Origin of the sequence: Levilactobacillus lanxiensis (genome assembly GCF_016861655.1) — a bacterium.
Classification (GTDB): domain Bacteria; phylum Bacillota; class Bacilli; order Lactobacillales; family Lactobacillaceae; genus Levilactobacillus; species Levilactobacillus lanxiensis.
In genome coordinates this window covers 271,088-287,631 of the sequence record NZ_BOLN01000001.1, presented here as the reverse complement: position 1 = coordinate 287,631, position 16,544 = coordinate 271,088, and the positions used below count along the sequence as shown (strand labels likewise).

The following is a 16,544-nucleotide window of genomic DNA, read 5'->3' as shown; positions in this document are numbered from 1 at the left end:
ACTGCTGGAAAATAACTGCAAATGTCAGTGACCAGAGGCGGGCCAAACCGCCCAGTTGTGTCGCTGGTCTTAGCTGAGGTTTTTACTCAGCTTAGAGCAGGGGACGACCTTTGAGACCGTCCCTCAGGCTCAAAGTCGAGGTGGAAGCCCGTACCACAGGCTGGAACCGGCCCCACAACAGGGCGGTTTAATCCCGCCGCCGGGAACGAACCATTTGCCATCAGTTATTTTCAAAGCAGCCCGGAGATCGTAGGACTAACTTTTAGAGGAGTGAGTATGATGACTCGCAGATTAAAGGTTTCGCTGCTGAGTAGCCTAGCCATTCTAGGCCTCGGGATTGGCTTTGCCGGTGCGCTTCCAGCTGCAGCGGCAACTACCGATACCAGCAGTAGCAGCGGCAGTAGTAGCAGTTCATCTGCCACTACCACGGAAAACACGACAACGTCTGCAGACTTTACCATGGATCCAAACGCAGCTGTTTCGCTGGATAGTGCCCCAAACATTAGCTTTGGGAGCAACCCAGCACCTAACGGCAAGGTCAACGGTAATTACTTCTCAACGACCGTTGATAATCCACTTGAGGTTTCTAACCCTGGGGTAGCTACTGGGTGGAGTGTTCAATTAAAGAACACGCCGTTCACGGATACCGCGGGCGATACCTTGAGCGGCGCCGTCCTGAGCTTAGGTGACGCGAGCGTAGATGCAGCCAACGAGGGCAACCCTTCGGCTACACCAATCGCGACGATTTCGCCGCTTGAGGGTGGCAGCATCAATCAGCTAGTCTTCGCCGCTGAAGCCAAGGGTGGCTTAGGTGTGTGGGACGCAAGCTATGCCCCAGCCAAAGTTAACTTGACGGTTCCCGCTGGGCAACTTCCTGGGGACTACACCTCAACACTGACGTGGCAGCTGAGTGAGACGCCACAATGATGATGGCTGACCGGTAGTTAATTTGGTGACTGAGGGGGAGTCAGTGATGAATCGGGGACTAAAGATTTTGTTTGCCATGGGACTGGCCATGTTGACGTTAGCCGGTCACGTACCGACGGCTGCCGCGGATTCCGTGGGGTATACCGTTAAAGCGTCGTTACCCAGTAATCAGTTGAACAAGCAAGCCGGCTACTTTGACCTGCTGACGCAACCCCGGGCGCAACAACACCTGACGATTTATATTTCAAACACCAGTAACCGCCAGCAATCATTCAATGTCAGTGTGACCCAAGCCATCACCAACGATAACGGGGTGATCGACTACAGTCAGCTCAAGCCACAGTTGGATCAATCGCTGAAGGTCGGCATCAAAGACATTTTCAGTCGGGCGTCCAACCAGAAGGTCACGGTCCCAGCTAATGCCCGGAAACAAGTGACGCTCACCTATACGATGCCCGCCAAACGGCTCCGGGGAATGATTCTCGGTGGCGTGTATGTGGAACAGATTCCCGGCAAAACCAAGAAGCCAACGGCCCACTTTACCATCAAAAATGCCTTTGCCTACGCAATCGGCATCGAGTTGCAAGAGAGTCGGCAGCCGGTAGCGCCGAACCTGTTACTACATCAGATTCAAGCGACACAGATCAACCGCCGCAATTTTGTGACGGCCAATCTGCAAAACCCTGAGCCAGGCATTATGCAAAAGCTGAAGATCAATGCGCGAGTTACCAAGGTTGGCGCGACCCAGACACTCATCCGGCAACAGCAGAGTGGGCTGGGGATGGCGCCCAACAGTAACTTTAACTTTGGGATTCCGTGGGGGACCCAGAACTTACCGGCGGGGCAGTACACCCTGCATCTAACGGCCCAAGCTGGCAAACGAGATTGGCAGTTTACCCGTAATTTCACCATTGCGAACCGCACCGTCAAGCGGATGAACAAGACCGTCTTGACGCCAACACAGCAGCCTAACTACTGGTTGTACGCTTTATTAGGCCTGTTGATTGCTTTACTGTTAGCAATCATCGGCTACCTGTGGTATCGCAATCGGCACCAAAAATCAGCGAAATAGGAGGGATTGGCGTTGTTGAAATGGTGGCTGAGCGCTAGCTTGATTCTACTAGTCGTTTGCCTTGGCAGCGTGGTCGCCCGCGCTGACGCGGACTACACTAAGGCGCTACAAAAAGTGCCTCAGGGCATTCGTCTCAATCGGCCAGATCCGTTTGTCACGACGAAAACAACCAGTAAGAGCTCGGCAGCCGTGGTTGATGGCACCAATCCACAGTCTCCCGGTACCGAAGCGGCCAAGTTGACCACGGGCCCCAACCAGTTTGGGACGTTGTGGTCAACGACCGTGGGGGCGCTGAACCTGACGCAGAACCAAACGCTTCGGATGTGGCTGTACCTGGGTGATCAGGACGCCCAAGCCGGCGAGGGTTTAGCGTTTGTCTTGCAAAATGATGAAGCTAAATTAGCCGCTATGCCCGGTGGGGTGGTTAGTGGTCAGATTCCCGGTGAAACGCTGGGGGTCTGGGCCAAAGACACCGACGCCACCGAGGCCTCGGCAGTCAACTTGGCTAAGTCTGCCATTCAGAACAGCTGGGCGCTGGAGTTCGACACGTACTTCAACGACCAACCGGACAATCGACCGGCGGGCAAGGCAAATGCCTTTGATACCAATTATCCGGCGGTACACATCGCATCCAATTATCCCGCCCAACCGACGACTTACGTGCAACACTTTTTACCGGCAACGAACTTCTTTGGGGCGCTTCTCGGACAGAAAGATTATTTTTACAGCATGACGCACAATGGTCTGATTGCCAATGTTAATGAGCCCGATTTCTTGTCGAACGGTCAATGGCACCACCTCACCTTGAAGTGGGCGGCTAAGACCGAAACCATGACGTATACCTTCGACGACCGGGATCCGCTGACCAATGAACGGCAACCAGGCGTCAGCCAATCGGCGCGTATCATGCCGTCTAAAATTGATCCGGGTAAAACCGGCACAGTCCGCTGGGGATTTACGTCTGCGAGTAGTCGGCATTTTGAAAATAACCTCGTTGTTTTGGAAAATATTCCCAGCTTGATTGATGCGACGAGCCAAGCCACGTTAACGAACTTAACGCGGCAGCGAGTGATTCAAGCGGGGGATCAAGTTCTGAGTAACGACCGGTTATCGCTGGAATACCAACTGACCTACCACGGTGGCAACCAACCATGGTCAAATGTTCGCACCGATTTAAAAATCCCCGAGAAGGTTGACGTGACGGGTGGTCAAATAATTTACGCCGACGGAACGGCCCAGCCACTAGACTTAGCGGTCATTCAGGCGGGCCGGTTACCGGTTCAACTGACGAAACAGCTGAATGCGGCAAACCCGACGGCGACAATCAGGTTGACTGGGCACGCAGCCAACGCCACCCAAACACACAAGGTTCCGGCAACGACCAGTACGTTTACCTCTCCGGATCTGGTTATTGCCGCGGACACACCGGACTTTATCATCAACCCGAGAACCGACCTTGAGTTACGCGTGACGAGCGAAAATCCCGTAGCGCTGAAGGTTGGTCAGGATACCACGGTCAGGGGACACGTGGCGATTCTGACGTCAGAAGCCCAGCAGCCTGGGGTGGTCGTCACGCCAGTGCTCAACGGGCAGACGCTCAAAGAACAAGTTGTCGGCCAAGATGGCACGTTTCAGGTACCGCTGACTGCCGCGCAACTCCAAGGCGGGACCAACCGCCTGAAGTTGGTGGCACGCACGGAACAAGGCGATGCTTCACGCCCAGTCACCCTCGTTTTAACGGTGGCGGGTAACTTAACATTTGCGAGTATCTCCCCGAGTGAGAGCTTTCAAGCCGCCCGATTAACTGGCCGAGCACAGCGGGTCAAACGCGCCGGAGAATGGCGTTTAGCGGTTCGCGATACCCGGGGGACGAGCGAACGCTGGACGCTATCAGCGCAGGCCTCAACGTTTACCGCCCAGGATGGTCGGGCCATGGCAGGTTACCCAGTGTACGTGACGCCCTACCAAACAATTCGACTTGGTCCAACGCCGACGCCCGTTCTGTCACACGTGACGGACGACAGCGTCAACGATGGACTGGTCGATGTGGCCGGCAGCTGGACGTCGCAAACGGGTGTCTTCTTAGACATCCAGAGCAGCTCCAGCCAAGGTCGCTACCAGGGAACGCTCACGTGGTCACTGGCCAATGCACCAAGCTAGAGGAACCGGATGCCACGTTAAAACCAAACAGTCAACACGGAATGTCGCGGGTACGCTTTGACACCGTAAAGGCAGCCACAGACGACTACCGGTTAACTACGCAATAAGCAGCTAACTGCTAACGTGACCGGGTGCCCGTCTGGAAGTGGCAAGTCCAATAGTTTATGTTCCAAAAGCAGTCGTCCGTAAAAGGGCGGCTGTTTTTGGTGGGGGGATAAAAAATAAGTCGGAGACGGTCATCGTGGTGATGGGCTGTCTTCGGCTTGTTTTAGGTTAAATGGTTAATTTTAAGGAATCATTTTAGTGAAAGAGTTGTTAGTACCTGGCTGGACTATCATGCCAATTGGTTCAGGCAATCAAGCTATGGCGGTTTAGTGGAATAGCCGATTGTACTAACCGAGTAATAAATGAACCACCTAGAAATAGGTTAAGTAAGCTTCAGTCGTGGGAACTACCGTTGTCCATTCACTCAGTGTTGCATAGACTGAATGCTAAATGGAGGTGGCAGAGACCCGACCCTAAATAAGTTAAACAAGTGTGAGCCGCAGGGCTGGTGAAAATGGGCTAGTCGTGGGAGTGACCAGAGGTGAGCCAAGGCGACCAGCTGTGTCGGTGGTCTTGGCTGAAGTCTTTTTTCAGCCTAGTCCACGGGACAACCTTTGCGACCGATTTCCAGGCGCAAAGTTGAGGTGGAAGCCCGTACTTTGGCTGGAACCGGCCCCACAGCAGGGCCCCTTGAGCTCACCGTCGGGAACGGACGCGACGAAGCCCATTTTCACCAGCCCGAAGGCGCGAAACAACGACCAGTTTAACCTATTTCAGCAAGGAAGTGATTAGGCGCTCGTAGATGGTGATAAACCGGTGGTACATGTCCAAATCCACGTACTCATTAACCTGGTGCGCGGTAATGTTACCAGGCCCAAAGACAATCACGTCGATGTCCGGATTGAACGCCAGGAAGGAAGAGGCGTCGGTGCCGCCGGGAACACCGATCAATGGCAGCTTCTGTTGCAGCACGTCTTCGGCAATTTGCTTGGCCGTTGAGACGAGTTCAGTGTCTTCCATGGTGTGCATTGGCCGTAAGTCACTGAGAATGTCCAAGCTAAGGTCGGCACCCTGCGCGTTGATGTCAGCAATGATCTGCTTGATAGCGGCAGTGATGTCGGCGTTTGGCAGTTCGGGGATGGTCCGAATCTTTACGGATAAGTCGGCACTAGCGGGCACCGTGTTGATCTGCTCGCCACCCTTGATGACCGTCACAACGGGCGTGATGGCACCCAGAACGGGGTTGCGGTAATCCTTGATGCTGTCAAAGTAAGCTTCTTCTTTTTGGTAGAAGGTCATCAGTGGAGTGATGGCGTTCTTGCCGATTTCAGGCATGGAGCTGTGAGCAGCGACCCCTTTAGAATGAACGGTGTAGGTCAGTGAGCCCTTGTGTGCCAGTTCAATGAAGTGTTGTTCATTAGTCTGGTTGGCGGCTAACAGCGCCTTAGCGCCGGCCTCGTCGCTTTGCAGCATGTATTGAATCTGTTTTTGCAGTAAGAGTTGTTTGTGGACCCCACTAGGTTCGCCGACAATCAACGTGTCGAGGTCATTGGCGTAACCGGCCTCGCCAAGTTGTTGGGCACCGTATTGGCCGTATTCTTCGCCAACCGTGGCCATGAAACGCAGCGTACCGTGTAGTGGGACATTTTGTTCTTTCAAATTGATCATGGCAAAGACACCGGCCATCAAGCCGGACTTCATGTCGGAGGTGCCTCGGCCAATCATGTTATTGTCTTTGATGGTAGCGGAAAGGGCTTCTACCTGCCATTTAGCAGCGTCACCGAGGGCAACGATGTCTTCGTGACCATCAAAACCAACAACAGGGCCGTTACCGTCACCGATTTCGGCGACCAGACTGACCCGGTCAGGTTCGTAGGCAATCAATTTACTGTCGATGCCGTGCTTCTTCAGCAGGTCGGCTAGGTAGTCGGCAACCAACTTTTCGTGGCCGTTGACCGTGTTTAATTTAATAACGTCGCTTAGTGCTTGGACGACTTCATCCATAATATATTCCACCTTAGATTTTGTTTTTTGAGTTAGATTGGTCAGTCATCAGACCAGCGATTGACACGAATCTAGCTCGTCGTTATTCGGTTTATTTATTGAAAACGGTTCTGTGAAAATACTTAGCAGCGTGTCTTTATTTCCCAGTTGAAAGGGTTGACCCTGATTAATTTAGGGGCAACCTGAAAACAATAGTTGGCAGCTAATTGGAGATAGCATCCCGGTTGAAGTGGCCATATTTTCAGGTGCAACCAAATTGACCACCCCAAGCATCAGATACTATGACTCATTAAGGAAAAGAACTATTGTACTCAACTTGATTACAGCACTTTTTGAAGGAGGGGTCAAGAATGTCCGCAATTAAATATCGTCGATGACGTCAATGACCTCGTACGTGGCGAATTTTCCAAGCTCGAGGAGAAAATCGGTGAGGACGTGGCGGGTAGGAAACGCACCTTCCAGGAGGTAGTCAAACTTGCCCGTTGTGCGGTAGTGGTGGCGAAAAGTGTTGTGGTGCCGTTTAACAAACGCCAAATAAGCCGCTTGTTGGCGGGCTTGCACGGCCACCTGAATGAAGACCTGCCGCGGCAACCCTAGTTTATCCAAATCGACTTCAATCGTATATTTAGAAATGATCTTGGCGTCTTCCAACCGTTGAATCCGCGCGGCAACGGCGGGAGCGGTGAGGTGGACGATTTGCGCCAGATGGCTGACCTTGACGCGGCTGTCCTGGTTGAGTGCTTTAATAATGGCAATATCAATTTCGTCTGGCATGGTGAACACCTTGTTTTCTAAGTTTTTCGGGCTAAAAGCCTTTCGTTTCAATATTAACAGTCACCGCTTTGACGTGTAAAGTAGACGTTATCGCATTTGGAAATTTGTAAGCCGTTTGCTTCGGTAATCCCCGAAACATTAGTATAATTGGATTTACGTTAGTCCGCCTTACCGGGCAATGAAAATGGATTGGAACGCGGTGGGGAGGACGCCAAAAGCCTGAGGGGCGGTCTTCTGACTTGCTTTGAGCCGAAGGGCGCGTCTCAAAGACACCATTTACTGCGCTGCGCTTCGTAAATCCCACGGCTGAATCCATTTTCATTGCCCTCACGGCTACACAGCAATTCCCATTAAACTAATTATGGAACTGGTTGCTAGTTGGCATTTAACTGCGGGTAATCGCGACAGTTTGTTAGGTAAGATTTTAAAAGCGAGCCGTGTTTAATTAGGCTAAGTAGCAGTGCTATTAGGTGGCTAAACTGCTTAAACAGGAATGAATGAAACAATCGCTGGTGAGAGTGAGTGATCAATGTCAGTGACCAGAGGCGGGCCAAAGTGACCAGCTGTGTCGGTGGTCTTGGCTGGAGTATTTGCCCAGCCTAGTCCACGGGACGACCTTTGTGACCGCTTCTGAGGCACAAAGTCGAGGTGGAAGCCCGTTTCTCAGGCTGGAACCGGCCCCACAGCAGGGCGCTTTGAGCCCGCCGCCGGGAACGACAAATTGATCAGTTTCACCAGCATGAGATGAGTAGAAGAGGTTGGAGGGGTACTATTGATTGAATTTAAGAACGTTACCAAGCGTTACGCCAAGAACCAAGCCCTGGACGACTTGAACTTGACGATACCGACGGGCGATTTTTTTGTGCTCGTTGGCCCCAGCGGGAGTGGAAAGACCACGACGCTGAAAATGTTGAACCGGTTGATCGAACCGACTGGTGGCGACATTTACTTTAATGATAAACGGATTATTGATTACGACATCAAACAATTACGTCAACAAATGGGCTACGTGCTACAAAATATTGCGCTCTTTCCCAATTTAAATATTCAAGAAAACATTGCGATTCAGGCGGAGTCGTTGGGCTGGCCACGGAAGGAACGAATTGAACGGGCGCGGGCACTACTGAAACAGGTCGACCTGGACCCCGACAAGTACGCCACGCGGATGCCCAGCGAGCTTTCCGGTGGGGAACAACAACGGGTCGGCATCATCCGGGCGTTGGCCATCAAACCCAAGGTCGTCTTGATGGACGAACCGTTTAGTGCGCTCGACCCCATTTCCCGCAAACAGTTGCAGGACCTGGTCTTACAGCTACATCAGGAACTCAACATGACCTTCGTTTTCGTCACCCACGACATGCACGAGGCCCTCAGATTGGGCCAACACATTGCGGTGATGCGACTGGGGCACATTCAGCAGATTGGGACGGGCGAAGCTATCATGCAGCATCCGGCCAATGATTTTGTGCGCGGCTTTTTTGAAAATGAACACACGCCGCGTCCAGCTACCATCCAGGATTTAGTCATCAAGGGTTATGGTCAAACAACCACGGCACCGGCCACGCTAAAGAGCACGGCGACGGTGAGTGAATTGGCGGCGGCTTTACAGACGGCGGCCACGGTGGTCGTGGCAACGGACCAGGGTGCCCGTCAGCTGACGACCGCTGATGTCATTGACTATTTAGCAACGAAGGAGGCGGACTAGTTGGCTCAAATTATGCATATTTTGCAAACGCAGGGTGGCGACATCCTCCACGCGATTGGCCAACACATTGGTCTGTCACTGATCTCACTGCTGATTGCGGCCTTGATTGCGATTCCGCTGGCCATCGTCTTGATGCACCACGAACGGTGGGCCAAGGTGATGCTCCAGATTACCAGTGTGCTCCAGACGATTCCCAGCCTGGCGCTGTTGGGAATTCTGATTCCTATCGTGGGGATTGGGACGGTGCCGTCCATCATTGCCTTAGTGATTTACGCGGTGATGCCGATCTTTCAAAACACCTATTCCGGTCTGACCACCATCGACCCCAACTTGGAAGAGGCGGCGACGGCGTTTGGCTTGTCGCGGCGGATGAAACTCTTTCGGATTGAGTTGCCCTTAGCGTTGCCGATGATTATTTCCGGGATTCGCATTGCCACGGTCATGATCATTGGGACCGCCACGCTGGCCGCTTTGATTGGTGCCGGTGGGTTGGGGACCTACATTCTGTTGGGAATCGAAACCAACAACAACGCGCTCCTGATTATCGGGGCCGTGCTGTCGGCGGCGTTGGCACTGATTTTTGGTGCCGGCATCGACTGGCTGGGCAAGCTATCCTTTAAGAAGGCCGGCATTGTCCTGCTGACACTGGTCGTGCTGATTGGCGGCTTTGCGGGCTACCGAAAGCTGGCCAATCCCCAAACGCAGATCACGATTGCTGGGAAGATGGGCAGCGAGCCGGAAATTTTAATCAATATGTATAAGGATTTAATTGAACACGACCATCCCAACATGCAAGTAGCTACCAAGGCGAACTTTGGCGGGACCTCGTTCCTGTTTAAGGCATTGAAGTCGGGATCTATCGACATTTACCCCGAATTCACTGGGACCGTGTTGGAGTCACTGATCAAGGGCGACAAGCTGGCGAGTCATAATCCAGCAAAGACCTATCAGGTGGCGAAGAACGGCTTGAAGTCGCAGTACCAAATGGCTTACCTCAAGCCGATGAGCTATCAAAATGGCTACGACTTGGCCGTGACGAAGCAATTTGCCAAGAAATACAACCTGAAGACGGTGTCGGATTTGGTCGCTGTTGAGGGCAAGATTCACGCGGGCTTTGACCCCGATTTCTATCAACTCAAGGATGGCTATCCGGGCTTGCGCAAGGCCTATGGGTTGAACTTTGCTAGCGCCAAGACCATGGAGCCCTCGATTCGCTACAAGGCCATCGCCAACGGCAAGGTCAACTTGGTCGACGGCTATACCACCGACCCCGAGATTCGCGAATATCATCTGGTCGTACTAAAGGATAACAAGCACTTCTTCCCACCGTACCAGGGCGCGCCGTTGATGACGGAAAAATTATTGACGGCCCATCCCGAGCTACGGACCACGCTGAATAAATTAGCGGGGAAGGTTTCCACGACGGACATGCAGCAGATGAACTACAAGGTGACGGTCAAGCACGAAAAGGCCGCCACGGTGGCGCGAGATTACTTGCGGAGCCACGGGCTGTTGGACTAGTAGGGGGAGACTGAAAGCGATTCTCCCTTGACAGAAATGACCGCTAGCCGTAAGATTATCATTAATTTCTAATAAGTCTGTCATAAATAAAGCTAGGAGAAGAGTAGTGGCGTTGCCGTTGCGCAGTGAGCCCGAGTCAGTGCAAACGGGTCTGCGACAAACCATGAACATGAGCTCCCAATAGCTATCAAGCGGTTCACGCTGCTTGGTCGGTAGGAACCGTTAACTTTCCGGGTATCAATCGGTACCGGTGAGGCAAAGTCTGTGAGGGCTTTGTGAATTAGGGTGGTAAAACGACGCGGTCGTCCCTTGAACTAAGCAATTAGTTCGGGGGATGAGCGCGTTTTTTGTTACCGTGATGGACGTTAGAAAATTGGTGAGGACTAACTTGCTGGACTGGCAATGGGCGTCAAGTCACGGGGCCAGTCGAACGCGTTAGTCGGTGGTTAAATTTAGGAGGAAAAAAGTTATGACAACAACGACTAAAACGAACTTTCCGTACCGCTACGATGTTGTAGGCAGCCTGTTACGGCCAGCCAAGTTGAAACAAGCGCGCGCTGAATTTGCCCAGGGGGCCATTGATGCAGCACAATTACAGACGATTCGACACGCGGAGACCAAGCGGGTCGTGCAAAAGCAGATTGATCTGGGGTTGAAGGCCGTGACCGATGGCGAATTTAACCGTAGTTGGTGGCACCTGGACTTTCTCTGGGGACTGACGGGGGTCGGTCACTACGATTACAAGCAAAGTTATAAATTCCATGGCAGCAAGACCCGGACCGACAACGCCGATTTGGTCGGCAAGATTGCCTTTAATCCGGACCACCCCTTCTTTGAAAGCTTCCAGTACCTGCAAAGTTTAGTGCCAGATGATGTGCTGGTTAAGCAGACCATCCCATCCCCAACCATGTTGTTCCGGGATAACCGCAGTGACAACTGGCATGAATTTTATGAAACCTGGGATGCCTACCTGGATGACCTCGCCAAGGCGTACCATGAAACGATTTTGCATTTCTATGAACTCGGTTGCCGGTACATTCAACTCGACGACACAACTTGGGCATTTTTAATTAGCAAGCTCAACGCGACGACCGACGACGTGACGGCGCACCAGACCTACGTGAACCTGGCCCAGGATGCCGTTCACGTCATCAACACGTTGTTGGAAGGCTTACCAGCTGACCTGACGGTGACGACCCACATTTGCCGGGGGAATTTCAAATCAACGTATCTCTTCTCTGGCAGTTACGACGACGTGGCCGATTACTTGGCGCAGTTGCACTACGACGGCTTGTTCCTGGAATACGACAGCGAACGGGCAGGGAGCTTTACGCCGCTAGCGAAGATCTGGAATCACGACGCTAACAAGCGCCTGGTCCTTGGCCTGATCACGTCCAAGTTCCCCGAACTAGAGGATAAAGCGGCGGTCAAGGCCCGTATCGCAGACGCTGCCAAACAGGTACCACTAGACAATTTGGCCATCTCCACGCAGTGTGGGTTTGCCTCCACGGAAGAGGGCAATGCGTTAACGGAAGACCAACAATGGGCCAAGTTAAACTTGGTTAAGGAAATCGCCGAAGACGTCTGGCCGGAAGCCTAAATTCGATAGGTTAATTGATTAAGTGAGCGAAGAAATTACTGATTTCTCGCTCCTTTTTTATGCGGAAAATTATGGAAACGGGAGGATTAAGTCGTTGTGGTTGGAAAGTAAGGAGGTCAATAGAAAACTAGCAAATCTGAGTAAAGTCGGCCCACGGCATGATTGCCATAACGCCCAATTAGAGCCGGAGGAAGCCAGGACGGAGCCAGCTGTGTCGAGGGTGTTGGCCGGCGTCCTTGGCCGGCTTACAGCCTGGGACGACTTTGAAAACTCGCGAACTTCAGCGAGGTTTCAAAGCGAGGTGGAGGACCGCTCCTCAGGCCGGAACCGGGCCCCACAGCAGGCGCAGTCCTGGAAGCCGCAGGCGGCAAATCACATCTAGTATAACTATTTTAATGGCAAACCTTGGGGGACTTTACACAGGATTTACAGGGTCAACATCTTACCGTTACACAGGCCGCGTACACTGAATCCAGACTCACAAAGGGGAGTGGCAAAATGTCAATTGAGTTAAAAGCATTAGGGAAAGAGTATACGGCCGGCAATTGGGTACTAGAGGATGTGAGTGCCCACATTGAAAGCGGCGAGTTCTTTGCCATCGTCGGGCCTTCGGGCTGTGGCAAAAGTACGTTACTACGGATGATTGCGGGTTTGATTCCGATTTCTGCTGGTGAATTACAAATTGACGACCAGGTCGCAACGAACCTGCCGCCCAAGGACCGCAAGCTCACCATGGTTTTTCAAAGCTATGCGTTGTTCCCATTTTTATCGGTCACTGACAACGTGGCCTTTGGGCTGAAGGCGCGGAAGTTTCCAGCCGATGAGATCAAAAAACGGGTCGACAAGGCCATTGATCTGGTCAACTTAAATGAGTTTAAGGACCGCAAGCCACGTGATTTGTCTGGTGGGCAACGCCAACGAGTCGCCTTGGCCCGGGCGATTGCCAGTGACGTCAAGATTTGTTTAATGGACGAACCCTTATCTAACTTGGACGCTCAACTGCGAATTAAGATGCGAACGGAACTGCGGAACCTTCAGCGGGAGTTGGGGCTGACCGTCATCTACGTCACCCATGATCAGGTGGAGGCGATGACCATGGCCGACCACATCATGGTGTTGCACAACCATGAGATTCAACAGATCGGCACGCCCCTCGACATTTACAATCGGCCTGCTAACACCTTTGTGGCCAGTTTCTTTGGCACGCCGCGGATGAACTTATTACCCGCCCGCGTCGAAGCTGACAAGGAACTTTTGTTAGCGAATACGTTGAAATTAAGTGTCCCCGAACCGTTACCCGTGGCGGATTACGTGGTCGGTATCCGGCCCAACGCCTTGCGCCTTTTACCACAAGGTGCCGGTGAACCCAACGCGCAGGTGAAGACCGTGGAGTATCTGGGATCTGAAATCATTTTGGAGGCCGAACTCGCAGACGGCACGCCACTGGAACTGGTCGCTGCGGCCAAGGACCAGTACAACGTTGGCGATTGGCTAAGCGTGGCGATTGATGGGCAGGCCTACGTGTTCGACCATGACGGTCAGGCTCAATTCATGGTGGAAGGGGGAACGCGTCATGCAACAGGAAATCACGCCAGCGTCCAAGCCTAGTCTAAAGCCGAAAACGCTGAATCAAGCGAACGCGAAGGGCTTTAACCTTCACGTCAACGATAAATGGTATGCGCTAGCCTTTCTAGGACCGTCCGTCTTGATCCTGGGCGTCTTCGTCTTTTACCCGATGTTACGAACGCTTTATCTTAGCCTCTTCCTGACCAATAACGTTGGACGGCCGACCGTGTTTATCGGTCTGAAAAATTACGTGAACTTATTGACCTCAAGCGCCTACCAGGCCAGCCTACAAGCCACTGCTGTCTATGTGATTGGCGTCGTGGCCTTCACCCTGATCCTCGGGTTATTGCTGGCCCAAATGGCCGTCCGCAAATTAGCCGGCATTCAGTGGTTCCGGACGATTTTCTCCGCCACCATGGGGGTTTCCGTCTCCGTCGCCGCTATCTTCTGGTTGTTTATTTTCAGCCCGTCGATTGGCCTATTTGACCAGATTGGGACCCTGTTACATTTGCCACTGGTGCAATGGTTGACGACGCCCGGTCCAGCCATGATTGCCGTCATCATTTCAACCGTCTGGATGAACCTGGGCTTCACCTTTCTGATTCTCTTCGGGGCCCTGCAAATGGTGCCACAACCGCTGTATGAGGCGGCGGCCATCGAAGGCGCATCGCCAAGTTATCAGTTTTTCCACGTGACCTTGCCCATGATTTCACCCACGCTCTTCTTTACGTCCACGGTCACGCTGATCGGCGCGTTCAAGAGCTTCGGGTTGATCGACCTGATGACGGCTGGGGGCCCCAACAACGCAACCAACCTGATGGTCTATCAAGTCTACCGCGATGCCTTTTTAAACGGCAACTACGGTCTCGCCAGTGCTGAATCGGTTATCTTAGCCGTCATCATTGCGTTGTTTACGTTGCTGCAATTCAAATTCTTAGAGAAACGGGTGACCTACTAATGATTCAGACGAAAACCCGTAAACCATTACGTTATTTGGTGTTGATTCTCTTGGCCGTCATCATTCTGGGGCCCTTTATCCTCGGCTTCTGGACCAGTTTATTACCAACGGCGGATATTGCCAAAGGGGCGTTGTGGAGTACCCATATTTCCTTTGCCAACTACGCCGAGGCGGTTAAGCAAACGGCCATCTTACGCTATTTACTCAACAGTTTTGTCATTTCCACGTTGACTATGGCGGCGCAACTCTTGTTCTGTTCGCTGGGCGCCTATGCCTTCGTTTTTCTGAAATTTAAGGGTCGCGACCTGTTGTTCTACCTGATTTTAGCAACGATGATGTTGCCATTTGAAGCGGAGGTCATTCCCAACTTCGCCACGGTCCGGCAGCTGAACCTGCTGAACCATTACGCCGTCATGGTCATTCCATTTCTGACCTCAGCGTTTGGGATCTTCATGTTACGGCAAGCCTTCCGACAGATTCCACCAGAATTGAAGGAAGCCGCGGACGTCGAGGGCCTGAACCACTGGCAATTTTACTGGCGGGTCACCCTACCTTACGCGCGCATCAGCCTGTTTACACTGGCCGCTTACAGCTTCTTGGAGAGCTGGAACCAATACCTCTGGCCAATGTTGACCACGTTTAGCGATAAATTCCGACCCGTGCAAGACGGCTTGCGGCAACTGCAGTCGCAGGAAACGTTTAACAACTGGGGCATGATTCAAGCCAGTGCCGTAATCGTTGTTGTGCCCACGCTGATTGTGCTGTTCGTGGGCCAACACTACTTCAAGAATGGGCTCAATGAGGGGGCCACGAAATGACAACCAAAAATGGATCACATCAACGTTTGTTGATTCTGGGAGCTATCTTGGTCGCCGTGATTGCCGCCTTTGCTGGGTGGTCGGTCATGAGTAAACCTGCCGCGCAGGCACAGGGCGCTAAACGCACCAAGGTGGTCTTCTGGAACGAAATGACCGGGCCCGCCCAACAACAGCTGAACACCTTTGTGAAGGATTTCAACCAGTCGCAGAGCAAGTACGAGGTGGTGTCGGAGTTTGAAGGAAACTACAACGAGGCCGTGCAGAAGATTATCAACACGCATGGCACCGATGCCTCTCCAGCAGTCTTTCAGTCAATGGACATCTCGACCAGTCAGATTCACCACACGGGCTACACCACGCCCGTCCAGAAGTTCATTGACGAAGACCATTACGACGTGAACCAGATTGCCGCCGGGGCGCGGGCATTTTACGCCAACAAAGGGACCCAACTTTCCATGCCGTTCAACACCTCACAACCGGTGCTGTACTATAACGCGACGTTGCTTAAGAAATATAAGATCACGCCACCGCCAGTTAATCCGTCATACAGTGACATTACGCGGGTGGCTAAGCAATTGACGGACCGGTCTCACAAGAAGGTTCAAGGCATGACGGTTGAAATTTACGGCTGGCTATTTGAACAGTTCATGGCTAATGCCGGCGTCTCTTTGGCCAACCAGGAGGATGGTCACGCGGGGACACCAACGGCCGTTAACTTCACGAACGCTGCCACCGTCAAGACCATGAAATGGATTCAAGATAACCTGAAGGCCGGTGACTTTGTGAACTACGGCGCGGGTGCCAACGCGCAGAACAACGAAACGGCCAGCTTCCTGTCCGGTCGTTTGGGCATGTTCATGCAAAGTTCCGCTTCAATCGGGCAATTGACCACCGGCAACCAGGATCAGCTGGGCATTACCTACTACCCACATCCGGATGGTCAGAAGAGTAACGGGGTCGCCATTGGGGGCGCGTCACTCTGGATTTCAAACGACAAGCCTAGCGACGTGCAACGGGGCGCCTGGGAGTTCATCAAGTACCTGATGACGGCGAAGAGCCAAGCCCAGTGGCAGGTTGCGACCGGTTACCTGGCTTTGAACAAAGACTCACAGAAGGAAGCCGTTCTGCAGAATCTGTACAAGAAGTTGCCAGCGACGAAGGTTCCTGGCGAGCAATTACGGGCCGCCACGCCTAATGCCACCAATTCTGGGATTTTCTTGCAGGGGCTGATTCAAGAACGAAACTTAACCCAAACGGCGATGGAACAGATTTATAATGGGAGTGATATTCAGAAATCACTGGCCACAGCTCAGAAGTCGATGAATGCGTACATTCAAGGTAATAACCGCGCGAACGGCTACTGAGATAAGCGAAAATAAAACGGCAATAGGGAG

The 16,544-nt window shown here is 52.6% G+C and carries 12 protein-coding genes; 10 read left to right on the top strand and 2 right to left on the bottom strand.

Features of this window, described 5'->3' with window-relative positions; genetic code table 11:
- Window positions 1-279 precede the first annotated feature (279 nt).
- The 3 genes from JUF22_RS01165 to JUF22_RS01155 are packed head-to-tail and all read left to right on the top strand — an operon-like array spanning window position 280 to window position 4,159.
- Entirely contained in the window at window positions 280-927 is a 648-nt protein-coding gene (locus tag JUF22_RS01165) for a WxL domain-containing protein (RefSeq protein ID WP_203642543.1), read from the top strand.
- Window positions 928-973: 46 nt separating this feature from the next.
- The gene (locus JUF22_RS01160; RefSeq protein WP_236000676.1) at window positions 974-1,999 is read left to right on the top strand and encodes a WxLIP family cell surface protein; all 1,026 of its coding nucleotides are present in this window, start codon (window positions 974-976) and stop codon (window positions 1,997-1,999) included.
- 12 nt (window positions 2,000-2,011) lie between these two features.
- The gene (locus tag JUF22_RS01155) at window positions 2,012-4,159 is read left to right on the top strand and encodes a WxL domain-containing protein (RefSeq protein WP_203642541.1); all 2,148 of its coding nucleotides are present in this window, start codon (window positions 2,012-2,014) and stop codon (window positions 4,157-4,159) included.
- Between the two features lie 813 nt (window positions 4,160-4,972).
- Here the strand turns inward: JUF22_RS01155 and JUF22_RS01150 are convergent.
- Both JUF22_RS01150 and JUF22_RS01145 read right to left on the bottom strand, forming a co-directional pair.
- Complete coding sequence (locus tag JUF22_RS01150; RefSeq protein WP_203642540.1) at window positions 4,973-6,208, bottom strand: ArgE/DapE family deacylase; 1,236 nt, start codon at window positions 6,206-6,208, stop codon at window positions 4,973-4,975.
- Window positions 6,209-6,568: 360 nt separating this feature from the next.
- Window positions 6,569-7,033, bottom strand: coding sequence for an Lrp/AsnC family transcriptional regulator (locus JUF22_RS01145; protein WP_236000675.1), 465 nt, complete (start codon window positions 7,031-7,033; stop codon window positions 6,569-6,571).
- A 721-nt stretch (window positions 7,034-7,754) separates the two neighbouring features.
- On the opposite strand from JUF22_RS01145, the gene JUF22_RS01140 reads away from it, so the two are divergent.
- The 7 genes from JUF22_RS01140 to JUF22_RS01110 all read left to right on the top strand — a co-directional run bounded on the left by JUF22_RS01140 (window position 7,755) and on the right by JUF22_RS01110 (window position 16,514).
- Window positions 7,755-8,687, top strand: coding sequence for an ABC transporter ATP-binding protein (locus tag JUF22_RS01140; protein ID WP_203642539.1), 933 nt, complete (start codon window positions 7,755-7,757; stop codon window positions 8,685-8,687).
- Window positions 8,688-10,208, top strand: coding sequence for an ABC transporter permease/substrate-binding protein (locus tag JUF22_RS01135; RefSeq protein WP_308439778.1), 1,521 nt, complete (start codon window positions 8,688-8,690; stop codon window positions 10,206-10,208).
- A 469-nt stretch (window positions 10,209-10,677) separates the two neighbouring features.
- Window positions 10,678-11,808, top strand: coding sequence for a vitamin B12 independent methionine synthase (locus JUF22_RS01130; RefSeq protein WP_203642538.1), 1,131 nt, complete (start codon window positions 10,678-10,680; stop codon window positions 11,806-11,808).
- Between the two features lie 498 nt (window positions 11,809-12,306).
- Window positions 12,307-13,416, top strand: coding sequence for an ABC transporter ATP-binding protein (locus JUF22_RS01125; protein ID WP_203642537.1), 1,110 nt, complete (start codon window positions 12,307-12,309; stop codon window positions 13,414-13,416).
- Complete coding sequence (locus JUF22_RS01120) at window positions 13,382-14,332, top strand: carbohydrate ABC transporter permease (RefSeq protein ID WP_125764276.1); 951 nt, start codon at window positions 13,382-13,384, stop codon at window positions 14,330-14,332. Before JUF22_RS01125 ends, JUF22_RS01120 begins: the two co-directional genes overlap by 35 nt.
- The gene (locus JUF22_RS01115; RefSeq protein ID WP_203637670.1) at window positions 14,332-15,150 is read left to right on the top strand and encodes a carbohydrate ABC transporter permease; all 819 of its coding nucleotides are present in this window, start codon (window positions 14,332-14,334) and stop codon (window positions 15,148-15,150) included. Before JUF22_RS01120 ends, JUF22_RS01115 begins: the two co-directional genes overlap by 1 nt.
- Window positions 15,147-16,514 (top strand): ABC transporter substrate-binding protein, encoded by a 1,368-nt coding sequence (locus JUF22_RS01110; RefSeq protein WP_203642536.1) that lies wholly within the window; start codon window positions 15,147-15,149, stop codon window positions 16,512-16,514. Before JUF22_RS01115 ends, JUF22_RS01110 begins: the two co-directional genes overlap by 4 nt.
- Window positions 16,515-16,544: the final 30 nt, after the last annotated feature.